Genomic DNA, 17939 nt, shown 5'->3' with positions numbered 1-17939 from the left:
AGCGCCGGTGGCCGGCGTTCGCGGTCAGTGTTCGGAGGCTGCGACGCGGGTCTCCGGTGCCAGACCCCATACCTGTCGAATCGACCACGGCGTGCGGCGACGCCGGGCTTCCCTTGTCGCCTCGCTGGCCGTGGTCGCGGCCGTCGCCGGGTGTTCCAGCACGAGCGAAGCCGGTTCGGTCCAGCACACCGAGGGCGCCACCGCCACCACCACCTCGGCGCCGCCTCCGCACCTGACGAACCTGCTCCCCGGTATGCCGCCACCGCTGTCGGACACCGACGTGTACGCGGCCAACCGGGAACTGGACCCGTCGGTGGCCGACCATCGCCCGCTCGTCTACGTGCCCAACAGCGAATCCAATACCGTCACCGTGATCGACCAGGCGACCTTCCAGGTGGTCGACACCTTCCCCTCGGGCGGGCAGGAACCCCAGCATGTGGTCCCGTCCTATGACATGCAGACCCTCTACGCCACCAACGATCTGCCCATCGGCGGCGGCAGCCTGCTGCCCATCGACCCGCGAACCGGCAAGCCCGGCGCCCCGATTCCGGTGCGCGACCCGTACAACATGTACTACACGCCGGACGGCAAATTCGCGCTCGTCGTCGCCGAGGCGGACAAGTCCCTGGACTTCTACGATCCGAAGACGTGGCAGAAGCTGCACGGCGTTCCGGTGCCCGACTGCGCGGGCGTCGACCATATGGACTTCACAGCCGACGGCCGCTTCGCCCTGGCCAGCTGCGAATTCATCGGGCGGATGCTGGTTTTCGACGTCGCCGAACGCAAGCCGATCAGAACCATCGACCTGCCCGGCGGCCGCTCCGGCAAACCGCAGGATGTGAAGCTCTCACCGGACGGCACCCAGTTCTTCGTCGCCGACATGGTCGCCAACGGCATCTACGTCTTCGACGCCCTCACCTTCGAGAACACCGGCTTCGTGCCCACCGGTCATGGCGCGCACGGGCTCTACATCACCCGTGACTCCAAGCAGATGATCATCACCAATCGGCACGAGGGCAGCATCTCGGTGTGGGACTTCGCCCAGGACAAGCTGGTGCACAAGTGGCATCTGCCCGGCGGCGGCAGCCCCGATATGGGCAATATCTCCGCCGACGGCCGCATCTTCTGGGTCTCCGGCCGCCACCACGGCGAGGTCTACGCCATCGACATCATCGACTGGAAGCTACTGGCGCGCATCCCGGTCGGGAAAGGCGCGCACGGGCTGACGGTGTGGCCGCAGCCGGGGCGGTATTCCACCGGGCACACGGGCGTCATGCGTTGAGGCCGAGGTGGTGCGGATCGCTCAGCCCACTCGGCGCGGGCTCAGACCGAGTGCGCCCTCGGTGAACCGCCGCACTGCCGTCAGCCCGGCGTCGAGAGCTTCGTCGTAGCCCGGGCGGGACCAGCCGGTGATCTCGGCGGTGCCGTCGGCGCCGGGGGTGACGCCGATCTCGGCGACGAGTTCTGCGGTCGTCGGCTCGCACACCGCCCAGGAGTAGTGGGTTTCGTCGTCCCACTGGGTGGAGCGGCGGTTCACATAGCCGGGGTCGGTGATGCCGCCTTCGGCCAGCGCCGGGCGGTCGTCGATGCGGTCGTCGGCGCGCAGGGCGCGCAGGTACCAGGAGCCCGCGTTGATCTCGATCGGTTCCATCAGCTCTCTTCGTCTCACGTGCCCGGCAGCGCATCGGCGGTACTCCGCACGACCGTGGTCGGCTTCCGGTGCAAGGTTAGCCGCGAGACGATCGGCCATGCCTCGGCAGCTGCCGCGCGACTTGATCGGCTCGGCAGCCGGGCGACAGCACCGAGCGTGGGTAGGCAGCGCGCCCGAGGCGCCTACGTCAGGATGTCTCGGCGCGAACCGATCCGGACGTTCACCGAGCAGCATCCCGACGGCCCGGTCGACGTGCATTCAGCCGATCAGCCCCGATCGCGCTGCGCTACGACCGCGCCCAGCGCCGCATGCGCCGCCTGCCGCCCGATCTCGAGGGCCCGCGCCAGCAGATCGGTATCGCGGGCCGCACTGTCGACGGCGGGCGAACCCACGGGCGGGTGGATCTGCAGGACAGCGTCGCCGAGGCCGGCCAAGACCCGGTCCTCCACTGCCTGCTGGTGCGGGCGCTCCAGCCAGGCCCGGTAGGCGCCGGGCGCGCGCACCCGCAGATAGGTGCCGCCGACCACCGAATGCACGCGCGAGGCGGGCGGGCGGCGCTCGTCCACCCGACGGGTACGCAAGACCAGCGCATGGGTCGCGCCGGACCGCAGCGCGGTGCGGATCGGCACGGTTTCGGCGAGCCCGCCGTCCAAGTAGTAGGCGTCACCCAGCGCGACCGGTGGCCCGGCCAGGATCGGCAACCCCGCCGACGCCCGCAGTGCGGTCATCAAGGTGTGCTTGTCCACGATGTGCCGATTCAGGTCCACCGCCAAGCCGGTGCGCACATCGGTGGCCACCGGGTGGAAGGTGGTGGAGTTGGCCAGGATGGCCGGAAAATCCATCGGCTCGATGCCGTCGTACACCTGATGCACCAGATACCGCAGATCGAAGGCCGGACGGCCACGCAACAACCGGGCGGGATCGATCGCACGGCGCATGATCACCGGATCGGTCCACGACCGCATCCCCGGCTCGGCCCGTCCGCACAGCAGCCACGCACCATTGATCGCACCGGCCGACGTGCCGTAGACGGCATCGAACACCCCGGCCAACCCCAGCTGCTCCAGCCCGTGCACCATGCCGCTGGAATACACCCCGCGACTGCCGCCGCCCTCGACGACGAGCACCAGCCGATGCCCATCGGCGCGGCTACCGGACTCGACGCGGGCACGAATGACCTCCGCGACGGCGGGGACAGAGCTGGTCACGCGACCACGATACTGGGTTGTCCGGCCGCAGGCGCGGCGTGTTCGCGGCCCCCAATGTCTCGCGTTTCCGTTCGCGCTGCTCGCCTGCGGCGTGCGCACCGCGAACGGAAACGTGAGACGGGCCGCGGACGGGGCTCCTCGGGGTCGCCCTCCGGGGTTGGGCTCATGGGCCGCGTGTCGTGCGGGTTGCTCGCCTTCGGCCTGCGCAGCGGCAGCGGAGACGCGAGACGGGCCGCGAACGGGGGCTGATCAGCTCCTCGTTCGCGGCCCGTAGGTCTTCGGCCTGCCCGGTCCTACTTGATTTCGGCGAGGACGGTGCCCTGGGTGATGGCGGCGCCGGCTTCGACGGCGAGGCCGGTGACCACGCCGGCCTTGTGGGCGTTGACCGGGTTTTCCATCTTCATGGCTTCGAGCACGACGATCAGGTCGCCGGCTTCGACGGTCTGGCCTTCTTCGACGGCGACCTTGACGACGGTGCCCTGCATGGGTGCGGTGACCGAGTCACCAGAGGCCGCACCGGCGCCCGCGCCGCCGCGCTTGCGCGGCTTGGGCTTCTTGCGGATCACACCGGCCCCGTTGCCACCCGCACCGGCGGCGCCGGCGCCGACGGTGAAGTTGCCGGGCAGCGAGACCTCGACGCGACGGCCGCCGACCTCGACGACCACCTTCTGCCGCGGGCCTTCTTCGTCCTCATCGAGCGGGGCGCCACCGGTGTAGGGCTCGATGGTGTTGTTCCACTCGTTCTCGATCCACTTGGTGTAGACGTCGAACTTCTCGCCGTCACCGATGAACGCCGGATCCTCGACGATCGCGCGGTGGAACGGGATGACGGTGGCCAGGCCCTCGACGTGGAACTCGGCCAGCGCGCGCCGGGCCCGTTCCAGGGCCTGGGTGCGGTTCTCGCCGGTGACGATCAGCTTGGCCAGCATGGAGTCGAACTGGCCGCCGATCACGCTGCCGGCCACCACGCCGGAGTCCACGCGCACGCCGGGGCCGGTGGGCTCGGAGTAGGCGGTGACCGGGCCGGGGGCGGGCAGGAAGCCGCGGCCGGCGTCCTCACCGTTGATCCGGAACTCGATGGAGTGCCCGCGCGGAGTCGGGTCTTCCTTGATCGACAGTTCTTCGCCGTTGGCGATGCGGAACTGCTGGCGCACCAGGTCGATGCCCGAGGTTTCCTCGGTGACCGGGTGCTCGACCTGCAGGCGGGTGTTCACCTCGAGGAACGACACGGTCTCGCCCTGCACCAGGTACTCCACGGTGCCGGCGCCGTAGTAGTGGGCCTCGCGGCAGATCCGCTTGGCCGATTCGTGGATCTTGGCGCGCACCTCGTCGGACAGGAACGGCGCGGGCGCCTCCTCGACCAGCTTCTGGAACCGGCGCTGCAGCGAGCAGTCACGGGTACCGGCGACCACCACGTTGCCGTGCTTGTCGGCGATGACCTGCGCCTCGACGTGGCGGGCCTTGTCCAGGTACTGCTCGACGAAGCACTCGCCGCGACCGAACGCGGCCACGGCCTCGCGGGTGGCCGATTCGAACAGCTCGGGAATCTCTTCGATGCTGTGGGCGACCTTCATGCCGCGGCCACCACCACCGAAGGCGGCCTTGATGGCCACCGGCACGCCGTACTTCTTGGCGAACTCGACGACCTCGTCGGCATTCTTGACCGGGTCCTTGGTGCCCGCGGCCATCGGCGCGTTCGCGCGTTCGGCGATGTGGCGGGCGGTGACCTTGTCACCGAGGTCGCGGATGGACTGCGGCGACGGGCCGATCCAGATCAGCCCGGCGTCGATGACGGCCTGGGCGAAGTCGGCGTTCTCGGAAAGGAATCCGTAACCGGGGTGGATGGCATCGGCGCCGGACTTGGCGGCGGCGTCGAGGATCTTGTCGAACACCAGGTACGACTCTGCCGACGTCTGTCCACCGAGGGCGAAGGCCTCATCGGCGAGCTTGACGTGCGGGGCATCGGCATCGGGTTCGGCATACACCGCAACGCTGCCGATACCGGCATCCTTGGCCGCCCGGATCACGCGCACGGCGATCTCGCCTCGGTTAGCTACGAGTACCTTCGTGATCTGCGCGCTGGCATGGCTGGGCACTGAGCCTCCTGTGCAATCTTCTCTGTGGTCGCCCCTGGGTCGACAACTCAACGTCTGGGGCGAGTGTAGGCAGTCTGCCAACAGACGCCGAACTCGGATAGTCCTACCGAAGAGTAGGTTGTGGATCACATATATGGTCGGCCGGGGTCTGTGTTACCTGCTACGAGCCCGGCGACCGGCACCGGCCGGGGCGCTGCCGGGCTCACTTCCGCGAGCGATCGGCATGCGCACCGAGTTGCCCCATTCGGTCCAGGAGCCGTCGTAATTGCGGACCGAATCGAAGCCGAGCAGGTATTTGAGCACGAACCAGGTGTGGCTGGAACGCTCGCCGACCCTGCTGTAGACGATCAAAGCGTCTTCGGCGGTGAGTTCGCCGTAGAGGGCGTCGAGATCGGCGCGCGGCCGGAAGCGGCCGTCGGAATTCAGCGCCTCGGTCCACGGAATGTTCACCGCGGTCGGGATATGGCCTGCCCGCAGCGCCAGATCGTCCGGCGCCGCGGAGGTCTCACCGGTGTATTCCTCCGGCGAGCGCACATCGACCAGCGGTTTGCCCAGGTGATTGAGCACCTCGGAGCGGAAGGCCCGATCGGTGCCGTCGTCGCGGCGTACGACGGGATAGCTGCTCGGTGCCAGGCGAGGCGGTTCGAAGGTGGTGTCGCGCTCTTCGCCGATCCAGGCCTCGCGGCCGCCGTCGAGCAGCCGGACGTCCTCGTGGCCGAACAGGGTGAGCACCCAGAGCGTGTGCGCTGCCTGCGCATTGCCGCGATCGCCGTAGACGACGACGGTGTCCTCGCGTTCGATGCCCTTGGACCGCATGAGTTCGGTGAACCGCGCGCCGTCGATGTAATCGCGGGTGACCGGGTCGTTCAGGTCGCCACGCCAGTCGATCTTGGTGGCGCCGGGCACATGACCGATGTCATAGAGCAGGATGTCTTCGTTCGACTCGATGATCTTCAGCCCGGGAGCGCCGATGTTTGCCGACAGCCATTCCGTGGTTACTAGTCGTTGTGGGTGTGCGTAGGCACCGAAGGCGGGATTGGGGTCCGGGGCGACGGGCACGTCAGGGATCCTTCACACGAGGTAGGCGGCGGTAGGGCGGTATCGGGGTCGCACAGTGCATGGTATGTGTGACCCGAAGATGAATCTCGTTTCAGATCACAAATCGGCTGATTGGGCGAATAAATCGCACGAGCATCCGATAAAGTCTCCCGGGAGGAGGGGTGAGCTATGTCCGATTCGTGGCCGCGGCGGCGACTGCTCGCGATCCTACGTGGCGCCAGCGAGCCTCTCGACGCCCAGGAACTGGCCAAGATCACCGGACAGCACGTCACCACCGTCCGATTCCATCTCGATGTCCTCACCCGGGAATCACTGGTTCGGCAGTTTCAGCAGCCGCCGCGCGGGCGCGGACGCCCGCGCATCGGGTACCGAGCCGTTCAGCGAACGGTCGGTTATCAGGAACTGGCGCAGGTGCTCGCCGATCAGCTCGGCCCGGATCCGCGCCGTCGCGCCGAAGCCGCGGTGGCGGCCGGTCGTGCGTGGGGCGCCCGCTTGGACGTGGTGGAGCAGCCGGCCGAATCGCTCGGCGAGGCCAAAGATCTGGCCATGTCGTTGATGTCGGAGCTCGGATTCGCCCCCGAACGTGATCCGTCTGGCGATACCGACGAGAAGGTCACCATCCGGCTCACGGCCTGCCCGCTGCGCGAATTGGCCCGCACGCATTCCGAGGTGGTCTGCGGGGTGCATCAGGGGCTGCTGCAGGAGGTGCTCGACCGCAACGGCGCCCGCGACCGGGTGGCGGTCAGCCTCGATCCGTTCGTCGAGGCCGAGGTGTGCGAATTGCGGCTGGCCCTGCTGGCCGTGGGGCGCGAGCCCTACGAGGGCGCGCGTCCGGCGCCGTCAGTGGTCGGCGGGATGCCGCCACAGGTCCGCGACACCGACCCCGACATCATCGAGCAACCTGCGCAGCAGTGGTAGCCCGATCCCGATCACACTCGACGGATCACCGTCGATGCGGTCGACGAACCAGCCGCCGAGACCGTCGAGGGTGAACGCTCCCGCCACCTGCAAGGGCTCACCGGTGGCGATATAGGCCTCCAGCGCCTCGGGTTCGGGCTTGGCGAAATGAATCGTGGTGGAGCTGCAATCCACCGCTTCGGCGGTCACGGCGCCGTCCAGCAGCCGCAGCACGCAGTGCCCGGTGATGAGTTCGGCGCTGCGGCCCGCCATCGCGTTCCAGCGGGCCCGGGCCACCTCGGGGGTATGCGGTTTGCCTTGCAGCGTGCCGTCGATCAGCAGCATGGAATCGCAGCCGACCACCACACAGTCGGCGGCGAAATCGGGAACTGCCGCGGCGACCGTCGCGGCCTTGGCCCTGGCCAGTTCGACAACGACCCGTTGCGGCGGGGTATCAGCGGGCAGCGCAGCGGCCACGGCATCCTCGTCCACGTCCGAGACCCGGACGATGGGCTCGATGCCCGCGGACCGCAGCACCGTGCGCCGGGCAGGGGACGCCGACGCGAGAACCAGTTCGGTCACGGTTGTTCCCCTCCCGGCGCCGTCGGCTCAGCGCAGATGCGACAGCTGCGGGAACGCGTACGGGGAGAACGGCGAGGTGCCGCGGTGCATCATGGTGGGCCTGCCCCAGAAATCGTTCGGTCCCTGTGGGCCCGTGGGCGCCGCACTGCCGGCCGCCGCGCTCAGCACGCACACCAGCGCCGCGATCTCCTCATCGGTGGGCGCGCCCTTTTCGATGATCAGGAAGGGCTTGTCGCCCGCGACCGCAGCCAGGGCAGCGTCGACGTCGGTGCCGACTGCCGCGGCGTCATCGAGCGAGTCGACCGCGAGGTCGAGTTCGGCGGCGGTCAACACTTCTTCATCTGCCACGATTGTCACGGTGCCAGATCCTCTCTCTTGCCTTGGCCGGACGAGGGTCGTGTCCGGTCAAGAGACGCAATCATCGTCGGATTCACTCATTGCATCACTGCAACCAGTGTGCGCGGCTCAACGAGGGTATCGCTGATTCACAGCGGAATGTTGCCGTGTTTCTTCGGCGGCAGGGTCACCATCTTGCGTTCCAGCAGTCGCAGCGCGGACACGATCTGGCCGCGGGTGTGCGAGGGCGGGATGACCGCGTCGACGTATCCGCGTTCGGCGGCGACGTAGGGGTTGACCAAGGTGTCCTCGTACTCGTTTTGCAGCTCGAGCCGCAGCGCATCGACGTCGGCGCCCTCTTTGGCGGCCTCGGCCAGCTGCTTGCGGTAGACGAATCCGACGGCCCCCGAGGCACCCATCACGGCGATCTGCGCGGTGGGCCAGGCGAGGTTCACATCGGCGCCCATGTGCTTGGAACCCATGACGTCGTAGGCGCCGCCGTAGGCCTTACGCGTGATGATCGTGATTTTGCCCACAGTGGCCTCGCCGTAGGCGTAGAGCAGCTTCGCGCCGCGCCGGATGATGCCGTTGTATTCCTGTCCGGTGCCGGGCAGGAAGCCGGGAACATCGACCAGGGTGATGATCGGGATGTTGAACGCATCGCAGGTGCGCACGAACCGCGCGGCCTTCTCCGAGGCGTCGATATCGAGGCAGCCGGCGAATTGGGTGGGCTGGTTGGCGACGATGCCGACGCTGCGGCCGTCGACGCGGCCGAAGCCGACGATGATGTTCATCGCGCGCTCGGCCTGCACCTCGAGGAATTCGTCGTCGTCGAGCAGGCGACGGATCACCTCGTGCATGTCGTAGGGCTGGTTCGGCGAGTCCGGGATCAGCGTGTCCAGCTCGAGGTCTTCCTCGGTGAGGCAGTCCTCGATGGCGCCGTCGATCGGGTCGGTGGCCGGGAAACGCGGCGCCTCGGCACGGTTGTTGCTCGGCAGGTAGGACAGCAGGTCCTTGACGTAGTCGAGGGCGTCCTGCTCGCCGGAGGCGACGTAGTGCGCGACACCGGACTTGGTCATGTGGGTGTTGGCGCCACCGAGTTCTTCCATGGTGACTTCTTCACCGGTGACGGTCTTGATCACGTCGGGGCCGGTGACGAACATCTGGCTGGTCTGATCGACCATCACCACGAAGTCGGTGAGCGCGGGCGAGTACACGTGCCCACCGGCGGCCGGGCCCATGATCAGCGAGATCTGCGGGATCACGCCGGAGGCCTGGATGTTGCGGTGGAAGATCTCGCCGTAGAGGCCGAGGGAGACCACGCCCTCCTGGATGCGCGCGCCCGCGCCCTCGTTGATGCCGATCAGCGGGCGGCCGGTCTTCAGCGCCAGATCCATGACCTTGACGATCTTCTCGCCGTACACCTCGCCGAGGCTGCCGCCGAAGACGGTGACGTCCTGGCTGAAGATGCACACGTCGCGGCCGTCGATGGTGCCGTAACCGGTGACCACACCGTCGCCGAGCGGGCGGTTGTTCTCCAAGCCGAAGTTCACGCTGCGGTGGCGCGCCAAGGCGTCCAGCTCGACGAAGGAGCCCTCGTCGAGCAGGGCCAAGATGCGTTCGCGGGCGGTCATCTTGCCCTTGGCGTGCACCTTGTCGACCGCGGCCTCACCCATCGGGTGCTTGGCCTCTTCCAGCCGATTCCGCAGGTCAGCCAGCTTGCCGGCGGTGGTGTGGATATCTGGGGCACCCGCCGGTCCCGGCGTAGGCTGCTGCTGGACACTCGTCATGGGTTCGGAGTGTAACCAGTGCCAGTACCGCCTGTTAACCCAGGAAGGGCTACCGGTCAGTAGAAAAGCCCAGGTGGGCATGGGGTCGGGCCGGAAAATCGGTTTCTTTCCCAAAGGGCTTCGCAATACCCTGTGAGCATTCATTTTTCGAGCTCAGGGGAGGGAGCGAGCATGTTCGGATGGAGTAGATCGGTGGCCGAACACGCGACCGCGGCGGCGTTCACCCGGCCGGTCGCCGAGCCGGAACCGAAGTTCACCGAAGCGGAGTCGGCCGCGGAATCCGGATTCACCGCCGAGGCCGCCGAAGGGGAGACCGGAGGCGGCTCCGCGATGCGATCGGCACCGCGTCCGGCCGATTTCGATCTCGCGGGGTAGCGCCGCCGACGGCGAGTAGCCTGCGCATGTGCACAGGCCACCGTTGGATGCAGAGCAGTTGCGGCGCGATATCGCCGAGGACGACCAGTTGTCGTTCTATCGCGAGATCGAGGTGGTGGAGACGACCGGATCCACCAACGCCGATCTGATCGCCAGGGCGGCCGATCCGGCCGCCGACCGGATCGCGCTGCTGGCCGAGGCGCAGGAGCAGGGGCGCGGCAGGCACGCCAGGGTGTGGGTGAGCCCGCCGCGCGCGCAGATCGCGCTGTCGATTCTGGTGCGGTTGCCGGGGATCGATCCGACCGCACTCGGTTGGCTACCCCTGTTGACAGGAGTGGCGGTGGTGGACGCGCTGCGCACCACTGCCTCGGTGCCCGCGACGCTCAAATGGCCGAACGATGTCTTGATCGAGGGCCGGAAGGTGGCGGGCATCCTCGCCGAGGTCGCCGCGAGCGGCGCCGAGCTCGCGGTGGTGGTCGGCATCGGGCTCAACGTGAGCCTCGCCGAGGACGAGCTGCCGGTCCCGCATGCCACCTCGCTGACGCTGGCCGGTGCGGACGGCGTCGACCGCACCGCGGTGGCCCGTTCGATCCTCACCGAATTCGCCCGCCGAATCACCGCCTGGCGCGAAGAGGATTGGGCCGTCGCCCATCTGGCGCACGCCTACCGGGAGCGGTGCGCGACGCTCGGCGCCAGGGTGCGCGCCGACCTGCCCGGCGGCAAGACGCTGACCGGCGTGGCCACCGACGTCGACGACGCGGGCCGGCTGCTGATCGGTGATCGGGCGGTCTCGGCAGGCGACGTCACCCACCTGCGCCCCGAATAGAGCTGAACTCGTTGCGGTCGAGCGCGTTCCGTCGACACCACGCCGCGCGCCGGTGGTTTCGCCGTGGTGGGCGGTAGGGTTCGGCACATGGGTTATCCGGAGGACGTCCTGGCGCCCGACGAAGAGCTGATACTGCATCGCCATCCGCACTGGAAGATGCTGTTCTGGCCGGTCGTCACCTTGATCGTCGCCACCGCCGTCGCGGGCTTCGCCGGCGGGGTGGCCTACCGCAACACCGAGGCGCCGGGCCGGTCGATCCTGTTGCTGGTGATCTTCCTGATCTGGCTGCTCATCGTGATCTGGCGTTGCGTCATTCCGCTGATCAGCTGGAAGTCGACGCATTTCATCATCACTCAGCGGCGGGTCCTGGTGCGCCAGGGCGTGATCACCCACACCGGCATCGATATTCCGATGAGCCGCATCTCCAGTGTGCAGTTCCGGCACGGCCTGTTCGACCGGCTGCTCGGCACCGGCACCCTGATCATCGGATCCTCGTCGGAGGAACCGCTCGAATACGACGACATCCCGGCGGTGCAGCAGGTGCACGCGCTGCTCTACCACCAGGTGTTCGAGGTCGAGCGCGGCCATCGTGACGATTCGCACGGCTACCGGTGAGCGGCGCGCCGGTCCTGGCGTCGGTCCGTAATCTTGCTCTATGACCGCTGTACTGCTGGCCGAGGACGATGAGGCCATCGCCGCGCCGCTCTCGCGCGCCTTGGGCCGGGAAGGCTACTCGGTCACCGTCGAACGCTTCGGTCCCGCGGTGCTGCGCCGCGCGCTCGAAGGCAACCACGATCTGCTGATCCTCGATCTCGGGCTGCCCGGCATGGACGGGCTGGAGGTGTGCCGTCAGGTGCGGGCGCGTGGCGCCGATCTGGCGGTACTGATGTTGACCGCGCGCACCGACGAGGTCGATTTCGTGGTCGGGCTGGACGCGGGCGCCGACGACTACGTGGGTAAACCGTTCCGGCTGGCCGAACTGCTGGCTCGGGTGCGAGCGCTGTTGCGGCGCAGCGGAATCGGCGACGACACCGTCGAGGTGGGTGGCATCCGGCTCGAGCCCGCCGCGCGGCGGGTGCTGGTCAACGGCGTCGAGGTCGGTCTGGCCAACAAGGAGTACGAGCTGCTCAAGGTGCTCATCGACCGGGCAGGCCAGGTGGTCTCGCGCGAGACCATCCTGCGCGAGGTGTGGGGCGATGCCGAACTGCGCGGCTCCAAGACCCTCGATATGCACATGTCGTGGCTGCGCCGCAAGATCGGGGACGAGGGTCCGATGGCGGAGCGACGCATCGTCACCGTGCGCGGTGTCGGATTCCGGCTGAACACCGACTGACGTGCGGCGCCGGATTCTGCGGTCCATGCTGACCGTGCTCATGCTCACCACGGTGGCGCTCGGTGTGCCGCTGACCTACACCGCGTGGCTGTGGGTCGAGGACATCACCCGCAACGATCTGCAGAACCGGCTCGAACGGATCGCGGTGGAGGTGATCGCCCAGGAACGCGAGGACGGGCGGGTGCACGACGGCCTCGATCTGCGCACGGTGCGTCCGCTGGTGCCCGACGACGGCAAGCTCACCATCATCTATCCCGCACCGCACGACAACGCCTCGCAGGTGGATATCGGCCCGGAGCGGGTGCAGGATCCGCTGCTGGAATCGCTGTCGATGGGTGCGTCGGGGTCGCTGCGGCTCGAGGTGCCTTCGGCGCCGATGCATGCCAGGCAGCGCCAGGCGGTCGCCGTGGTGGGGCTGGCCGTGCTGGCCTCGCTCAGCGCCGCGGTCGCGGTGGCGGTGGTGACCGCGCGCAGGGTCGCCGATCCGCTGCGCGATGTGGCGGCGCGGGCGGCCAGGCTGGCCATGGGTGATTTCCGGCCCGATCCGCGCAGGCACGGCATCGCCGAGCTGGACCGGGTCTCCGATGTGCTCGATTCGGCGACCGTCGAGATCGCCGGCCGGCTGCAACGCGAGCACGCGCTGGTGGCCGACGTCTCCCATCAGTTGCGCAGCAGGCTCACCGCGGTGCGGCTGCGCCTGGACGAGCTGTCGGCGCACCGCGATCCGGATGTGGTGCACGAGGCCGAGGAGGCGATGGCGCAGGTCGACCGGCTCACCGAGGCGATTGATGATCTGGTGCGCGCCTCCCGTGACGAGGACGCCACCGACCGCGATCCGGTGCCGGTGATGGACGAGCTGCGCGGCATCGTCACCGAATGGACCCATCCGTTCACCGAGGCCGGGCGCACCCTGCAACTGATCGGCGACGACCAATTGCGCGCGCCGATCACCGGTTCCCGGTTGCGGGAGGCGGTCGCGGTGCTGATCGACAATGCCCTCATGCACGGCGGCGGCACCTGCACGGTGTCGGTGCGCACGGTGCGTCCCGGTGGCGATCGGGAGCCGCTGGTGTGTGTGGAGATCGCCGACGAGGGCGACGGCGTCAGCGATGAGCTGGCCCCGCACATCTTCGATCGGGGTTTCTCCGGCGCCGGTTCGACCGGGGTGGGGCTGGCGCTGGCGCGGGCGTTGATCGAGGCCGATGGCGGGCGGCTGGAATTGCAGCGGCGCAGGCCCGCGTTGTTCGCGGTGTTCCTCGGGGCGCCGACGGCGACGCGTCAGGCCAACGGGGTGGTGGGGGAGCCGCGCTAGCTTCGCGGCGATCGCTCAGCCCTGATGGCCGAGGCGGCGCTCTTCCTCGACGAGCTCTTCGAACTCTTCCATGATCTGTTCCATCTCATCGGGGAACACCCAGCGGCGCATGGCCCAGAAGCGGAACGCCATCTGCAGCAGATTGCCGATGATGAACGCGCTGATGAAATCGGCGACATTCTCCACAAGGAAGCTGACGTCGGGTTGGCGCAGGTGGAAGACGTAACTGGAAATCCATAGCGGCACGAAGCTCAGCACCACGCCGACGCCGCTGACGGCGAAGAACAGTGCGGCTTCGTGGTGGCGTTCGCGGCCGCCGCGGTTCTTGAACGACCATTCCCGGTTGAGGATGTAGGAACAGATCACCGCGATCACACCGGAGATGATCTTCGCGGTGACCGGCTTCGGCTCCAGAACCGTCCACTTCAGTAGGTAGAAGATCCCGCTGTCGATGACGAAGGTCGTCGCGCCGACGATGGCGAACTTGATCAGCTCGCGGTGGCGATACGCGATCTCCTGCGCAGGCTTGGGAAGGACGCTGACCACGTCGTCGACGAATGACACAAGGCCCGAGTGTACCGGTAGCGGTCATTCGCACCGGACATGACAGTATTGACCGACGTGAGCGCACGTTCCTTCGATCCTTCGGCAATGCCGACCGTCACCATGATCGGCGGTGGCCAGCTCGCGCGCATGACGCACCAGGCCGCCATCGCATTGGGCCAGCGCCTTCGGGTGCTCGCCGAGCAGCCCGGCGATCCGGCCGCGCAGGTCAGCCCCGACGTCGTCCTCGGAAGTCACACCGACCTGGCCGCGCTGCGCGCCGCCGCGGTGGGTTCGCACGCGCTGACCTTCGATCACGAGCATGTGCCGACCGAACACCTCGAGACGCTGGTCGCCGAGGGCGTGAACGTGCAGCCGCCGCCGTCGGCGCTGCTCTACGCCCAGGACAAGCTGGCCATGCGGACGAAACTGTCGAGCATGGGGCTGCCGGTGCCCGCGTTCGTGGAGGTGTCCGAGCCCGCCCACGCGGTGAAGTTCGGCGCCGAACAGGGCTGGCCCATCGTCATCAAGGCGGTGCGCGGCGGCTACGACGGGCGCGGAGTGTGGATGCCCGAGGACGCCGCCGAGGCCGAGCTGATCGTCACCGAGCAGTTGGCGAACGGGGTGCGGCTGCTGGCCGAGGCCAGGGTGGACCTGAAGCGGGAGCTGTCCGCGATGGTGGCGCGCTCGCCGTTCGGGCAGGCCGCGACCTGGCCGGTGGTGGAGACCGTGCAGCGCAAGGGGCAGTGCGCGGTCGTCATCGCGCCGGCGCCGGAGTTGCCGGAGCAGGTGGGTGCCGAAGCCGAGACCATGGCGCTCGCGCTGGCCAACGAACTGGGTGTGGTCGGTGCGATGGCGGTGGAGCTGTTCGAGACCCACGACGGAACCCTGCTGATCAACGAGCTGGCCATGCGCCCGCACAATTCCGGGCACTGGGGCATGGACGGCGCCCGCACCGGCCAATTCGAACAGCATCTGCGCGCGGTACTCGACTACCCGCTCGGCGACACCAGCCCGCTGGCGCCGGTCACCGTGATGGCGAACATTCTCGGCGCGCCCGAGGCGCCTGCCATGTCGATGGACGAGCGGCTGCATCATCTGTTCGCCCGGATGCCGGATGCCAAGGTGCACCTGTACGGCAAGGGTGAGCGCCCGGATCGCAAGATCGGGCATGTGAACGTGCTGGGCGATGATGTCGCGACGGTGCGCGAGAAGGCCGAGCGGGCGGCGCATTGGATGTCGCACGCCGTATGGACCGACGGATGGGATCCGCATGAGTGAGCAGCAGGGCCCGGCAGTCGGCCTGATCATGGGCAGCGACTCCGACTGGCCGACCATGGAGGCCGCCGCCGAGGCGCTGGCCGAGTTCGGGATCCGCTTCGAGGTCGGCGTGGTCTCCGCGCATCGCACCCCGCAGCGCATGCTCGACTACGCCCGTGACGCCGCCGGGCGCGGTATCAAGGTCATCATCGCCGGTGCGGGCGGGGCCGCCCATCTGCCGGGCATGGTCGCCTCGGCGACCCCGCTGCCGGTGATCGGTGTCCCGGTCCCGTTGAAGTACCTCGACGGGATGGACTCGCTGCTGTCCATCGTGCAGATGCCCGCGGGCGTCCCGGTCGCCACCGTCTCCATCGGTGGCGCCCGCAACGCAGGCCTGCTCGCCGCCCGCATCCTCGCCACCCAGGATCCGGCCCTGCTGGAGCGGATGCGCCAGTTCCAGGCCGGGCTGGAGCAGATGGTGCTGGACAAGGACGAGGCGCTGCGCCGCAAGCTGCTCGGCTGAGTACCGCGCCGGCGCTCGATACGGTGAAACGATGACGACCGACGACACAGCGCGGGTCACAGCGGGTGACGACACCGTCCGGTTCCGCTTGGCCGTGGTGGATGTGGCCTTGCGGCTGTTCGCCGAGCAGGGGTACGAGGCGACGTCGGTGGATGCGATCGCGGAGGCCGCGGGGATTTCGCGGCGCACGTTCTTCCGGCAGTTCCGTTCGAAAGAGGACGTGATCTTCGCCGATCACGAAGCCCAGCTGGCGGCGGCGGGGGAATACCTGAGCGCCAGCGAGGAGGACCCGTGGGACGCGGTGTGCTCGGCGGTGGTGCAGGTGTTCCAACGATTCACCCAGTGGCGCGATATCGCCGCGCGCCGGTACCGGGTGGTGCGGCGGGTGCCCGCACTGCGCGAACGCGAGATCGTGACGGTGTTCCGGTACGAGCGGCTGTTCACCGATTTCCTGCGCGAACGGTTGCCGGAGGCCTCTGATCTGGCCAGGGTGCAGTTCACCGCGGCGGTCACTGCGACGCACAACTATCTGCTGCGGCGCATGGTGCGCGGGGAATCCGATGCCGGTGCGGCCGATCTGCGGGTCGAACTGGCCGCGATTCCGCGCGGCGGGCAGCGGCCGCGGTCGGATGAGATGGTGCTCGCGGTGTTCCCGCGCGACCTGCCGCCGCGCCGGGTCGCCGACCTGCTCGAACACCGCCTCGGTAATCTGTGACCAGCCACACAGCTGGATTCTGACACTCAGTGCCATACGGTCTCTCCCGGTAGTGCCCGTTCGGCGCGTATACTCGGCGTCGACGTGGCACTGAGTGCCGGACCAATCTGTGTGTCCGGAAAGGACCGCAGCTTTTCACACACGATCAGGAGCGTGCCCGATGGCGGGAAACCCCGATTTCGACCTGTTCAAGCTCGAGGACTTCCACGATGAGCTGCGTGCTGCCATCCGCGGCCTGGCCGAGAAGGAGATCGCGCCCTACGCCAAGGACGTCGACGGCAACGCCCGCTTCCCGGAAGAGGCGCTGACCGCCCTCAACGCCGCGGGCTTCAACGCCGTGCACGTGCCCGAGGCCTACGGCGGCCAGGGCGCCGACTCGGTCGCCACCTGCATCGTCATCGAAGAGGTCGCCCGCGTCTGCGGTTCCTCGTCACTGATCCCCGCGGTCAACAAGCTCGGCACCATGGGCCTGATCCTGAACGGCTCCGAGGAGCTGAAGCAGAAGGTGCTCGGCGACCTGGTGAACGGCAAGATGGCCTCGTACTGTCTGTCCGAGCGTGAGGCCGGATCCGACGCCGCGTCCATGCGCACCCGCGCCAAGCAGGACGGTGACGACTGGGTGATCAACGGCTCCAAGTGCTGGATCACCAACGGCGGCAAGTCCGAGTGGTACACCGTGATGGCCGTGACCGATCCCGACAAGGGCGCCAACGGCATCTCCGCGTTCATGGTGCACAAGGATGACGAGGGCTTCGTCGTCGGCCCGCTCGAGCACAAACTCGGCATCAAGGGTTCGCCCACCGCCGAGCTGTACTTCGAGAACTGCCGGGTGCCGGGCGACCGCATCATCGGCGAGCCGGGCACCGGTTTCAAGACCGCGCTGCAGACCCTCGACCACACCCGCCCCACCATCGGCGCGCAGGCCGTCGGCCTGGCCCAGGGCGCGCTCGACGCGGCCATCGCCTACACCAAGGACCGCAAGCAGTTCGGCAAGGCCATCGCCGACTTCCAGAACACCCAGTTCATGCTGGCCGATATGGCGATGAAGGTGGAAGCTGCCCGCCTGATGGTCTACACCTCGGCCGCGCGCGCCGAGCGTGGTGAGCAGAACCTCGGCTTCATCTCCGCCGCGGCCAAGTGCTTCGCCTCCGATGTGGCCATGGAAGTCACCACCAACGCCGTCCAGCTCTTCGGCGGCGCCGGCTACACCACCGACTTCCCGGTGGAGCGGATGATGCGTGACGCCAAGATCACCCAGATCTACGAGGGCACCAACCAGATCCAGCGTCTGGTGATGAGCCGCGCCCTGCTCAAGGGCTGAGTACTCGCCGGCCGAGCGGCCGGAAGAGCTCGACGTGGCAGCCCCGGGCGATCGGACCATATCGGTTCGATCGCCCGGGGCTTCCGTTCCGTATAGCCGTGTATGCGCCCCA

General features: G+C 68.2%; 19 protein-coding genes. 11 read left to right on the top strand and 8 right to left on the bottom strand.

Annotated elements, in window-relative coordinates:
- Positions 1-91: 91 nt before the first annotated feature.
- Positions 92-1282 (top strand): YncE family protein, encoded by a 1191-nt coding sequence (locus AC5W7N_RS28795; protein WP_324197397.1) that lies wholly within the window; start codon positions 92-94, stop codon positions 1280-1282.
- A 21-nt stretch (positions 1283-1303) separates the two neighbouring features.
- Here the strand turns inward: AC5W7N_RS28795 and AC5W7N_RS28790 are convergent, their stop codons facing one another.
- From AC5W7N_RS28790 to AC5W7N_RS28775, 4 genes are all read right to left on the bottom strand, one after another.
- The gene (locus AC5W7N_RS28790; RefSeq protein ID WP_195020694.1) at positions 1304-1651 is read right to left on the bottom strand and encodes a hypothetical protein; all 348 of its coding nucleotides are present in this window, start codon (positions 1649-1651) and stop codon (positions 1304-1306) included.
- Between the two features lie 266 nt (positions 1652-1917).
- A complete protein-coding gene (locus tag AC5W7N_RS28785) occupies positions 1918-2859 on the bottom strand; it encodes a patatin-like phospholipase family protein (protein ID WP_195020695.1) in 942 nt (313 codons plus the stop codon).
- Positions 2860-3152: 293 nt separating this feature from the next.
- Positions 3153-4955, bottom strand: coding sequence for an acetyl/propionyl/methylcrotonyl-CoA carboxylase subunit alpha (locus AC5W7N_RS28780; RefSeq protein ID WP_195020696.1), 1803 nt, complete (start codon positions 4953-4955; stop codon positions 3153-3155).
- Positions 4956-5108: 153 nt separating this feature from the next.
- A complete protein-coding gene (locus AC5W7N_RS28775) occupies positions 5109-6014 on the bottom strand; it encodes a sulfurtransferase (RefSeq protein WP_163813861.1) in 906 nt (301 codons plus the stop codon).
- 168 nt (positions 6015-6182) lie between these two features.
- Between AC5W7N_RS28775 and AC5W7N_RS28770 the strand changes: the two genes are divergently transcribed.
- Entirely contained in the window at positions 6183-6932 is a 750-nt protein-coding gene (locus tag AC5W7N_RS28770; protein ID WP_163813862.1) for a helix-turn-helix transcriptional regulator, read from the top strand.
- On the opposite strand, the gene AC5W7N_RS28765 is transcribed toward AC5W7N_RS28770, so the two are convergent.
- From AC5W7N_RS28765 to AC5W7N_RS28755, 3 genes are all read right to left on the bottom strand, one after another.
- Positions 6855-7493 carry a nucleoside triphosphate pyrophosphatase gene (locus tag AC5W7N_RS28765; protein WP_163813863.1) on the bottom strand — a complete coding sequence of 213 codons (639 nt, stop codon included), beginning with the start codon at positions 7491-7493 and terminating at the stop codon, positions 6855-6857. The genes AC5W7N_RS28770 and AC5W7N_RS28765 overlap by 78 nt on opposite strands.
- Before the next feature lie 27 nt (positions 7494-7520).
- Positions 7521-7850 (bottom strand): acyl-CoA carboxylase subunit epsilon, encoded by a 330-nt coding sequence (locus AC5W7N_RS28760; protein ID WP_194992922.1) that lies wholly within the window; start codon positions 7848-7850, stop codon positions 7521-7523.
- 128 nt (positions 7851-7978) lie between these two features.
- Positions 7979-9619, bottom strand: coding sequence for an acyl-CoA carboxylase subunit beta (locus AC5W7N_RS28755; protein ID WP_163813865.1), 1641 nt, complete (start codon positions 9617-9619; stop codon positions 7979-7981).
- Between the two features lie 192 nt (positions 9620-9811).
- Here AC5W7N_RS28755 and AC5W7N_RS28750 point away from each other — a divergent pair, with 192 nt between their 5' ends.
- The 5 genes from AC5W7N_RS28750 (at position 9812) to AC5W7N_RS28730 (ending at position 13465) form a co-directional block, all read left to right on the top strand.
- On the top strand, positions 9812-9994 hold the full coding sequence (locus AC5W7N_RS28750; RefSeq protein ID WP_163813866.1) for a hypothetical protein: 183 nt from the start codon (positions 9812-9814) through the stop codon (positions 9992-9994).
- A gap of 28 nt (positions 9995-10022) precedes the next feature.
- Positions 10023-10820: a biotin--[acetyl-CoA-carboxylase] ligase gene (locus AC5W7N_RS28745; RefSeq protein ID WP_280213432.1), complete on the top strand. Its 798-nt coding sequence runs from the start codon at positions 10023-10025 to the stop codon at positions 10818-10820.
- Positions 10821-10907: 87 nt separating this feature from the next.
- The gene (locus AC5W7N_RS28740) at positions 10908-11435 is read left to right on the top strand and encodes a PH domain-containing protein (protein ID WP_163813867.1); all 528 of its coding nucleotides are present in this window, start codon (positions 10908-10910) and stop codon (positions 11433-11435) included.
- 40 nt (positions 11436-11475) lie between these two features.
- Positions 11476-12153 carry a response regulator transcription factor gene (locus AC5W7N_RS28735; protein WP_036533618.1) on the top strand — a complete coding sequence of 226 codons (678 nt, stop codon included), beginning with the start codon at positions 11476-11478 and terminating at the stop codon, positions 12151-12153.
- Between the two features lies 1 nt (position 12154).
- Positions 12155-13465, top strand: coding sequence for a sensor histidine kinase (locus AC5W7N_RS28730; RefSeq protein WP_163813868.1), 1311 nt, complete (start codon positions 12155-12157; stop codon positions 13463-13465).
- A gap of 15 nt (positions 13466-13480) precedes the next feature.
- Here AC5W7N_RS28730 and AC5W7N_RS28725 read toward each other — a convergent pair whose 3' ends face one another.
- Positions 13481-14029 carry a GtrA family protein gene (locus tag AC5W7N_RS28725; protein ID WP_036533622.1) on the bottom strand — a complete coding sequence of 183 codons (549 nt, stop codon included), beginning with the start codon at positions 14027-14029 and terminating at the stop codon, positions 13481-13483.
- 87 nt (positions 14030-14116) lie between these two features.
- On the opposite strand from AC5W7N_RS28725, the gene AC5W7N_RS28720 reads away from it, so the two are divergent.
- From AC5W7N_RS28720 to AC5W7N_RS28705, 4 genes are all read left to right on the top strand, one after another.
- Positions 14117-15289, top strand: a complete 1173-nt coding sequence (locus tag AC5W7N_RS28720) for a 5-(carboxyamino)imidazole ribonucleotide synthase (RefSeq protein WP_194991588.1) — start codon at positions 14117-14119, stop codon at positions 15287-15289.
- Entirely contained in the window at positions 15282-15791 is a 510-nt protein-coding gene (gene purE, locus AC5W7N_RS28715) for a 5-(carboxyamino)imidazole ribonucleotide mutase (protein WP_175585896.1), read from the top strand. The genes AC5W7N_RS28720 and purE overlap by 8 nt, the downstream gene beginning before the upstream one ends.
- Positions 15792-15822: 31 nt before the next feature.
- A complete protein-coding gene (locus AC5W7N_RS28710; RefSeq protein WP_462778387.1) occupies positions 15823-16506 on the top strand; it encodes a TetR family transcriptional regulator in 684 nt (227 codons plus the stop codon).
- 160 nt (positions 16507-16666) lie between these two features.
- The gene (locus tag AC5W7N_RS28705) at positions 16667-17827 is read left to right on the top strand and encodes an acyl-CoA dehydrogenase (RefSeq protein WP_194991584.1); all 1161 of its coding nucleotides are present in this window, start codon (positions 16667-16669) and stop codon (positions 17825-17827) included.
- Positions 17828-17939: the final 112 nt, after the last annotated feature.

The sequence above is a fragment of the Nocardia sp. CDC519 genome (genome assembly GCF_059509835.1).
Note: the sequence above shows the minus strand (reverse complement) of the source record. Positions and strands in the feature narration are given on the sequence as shown.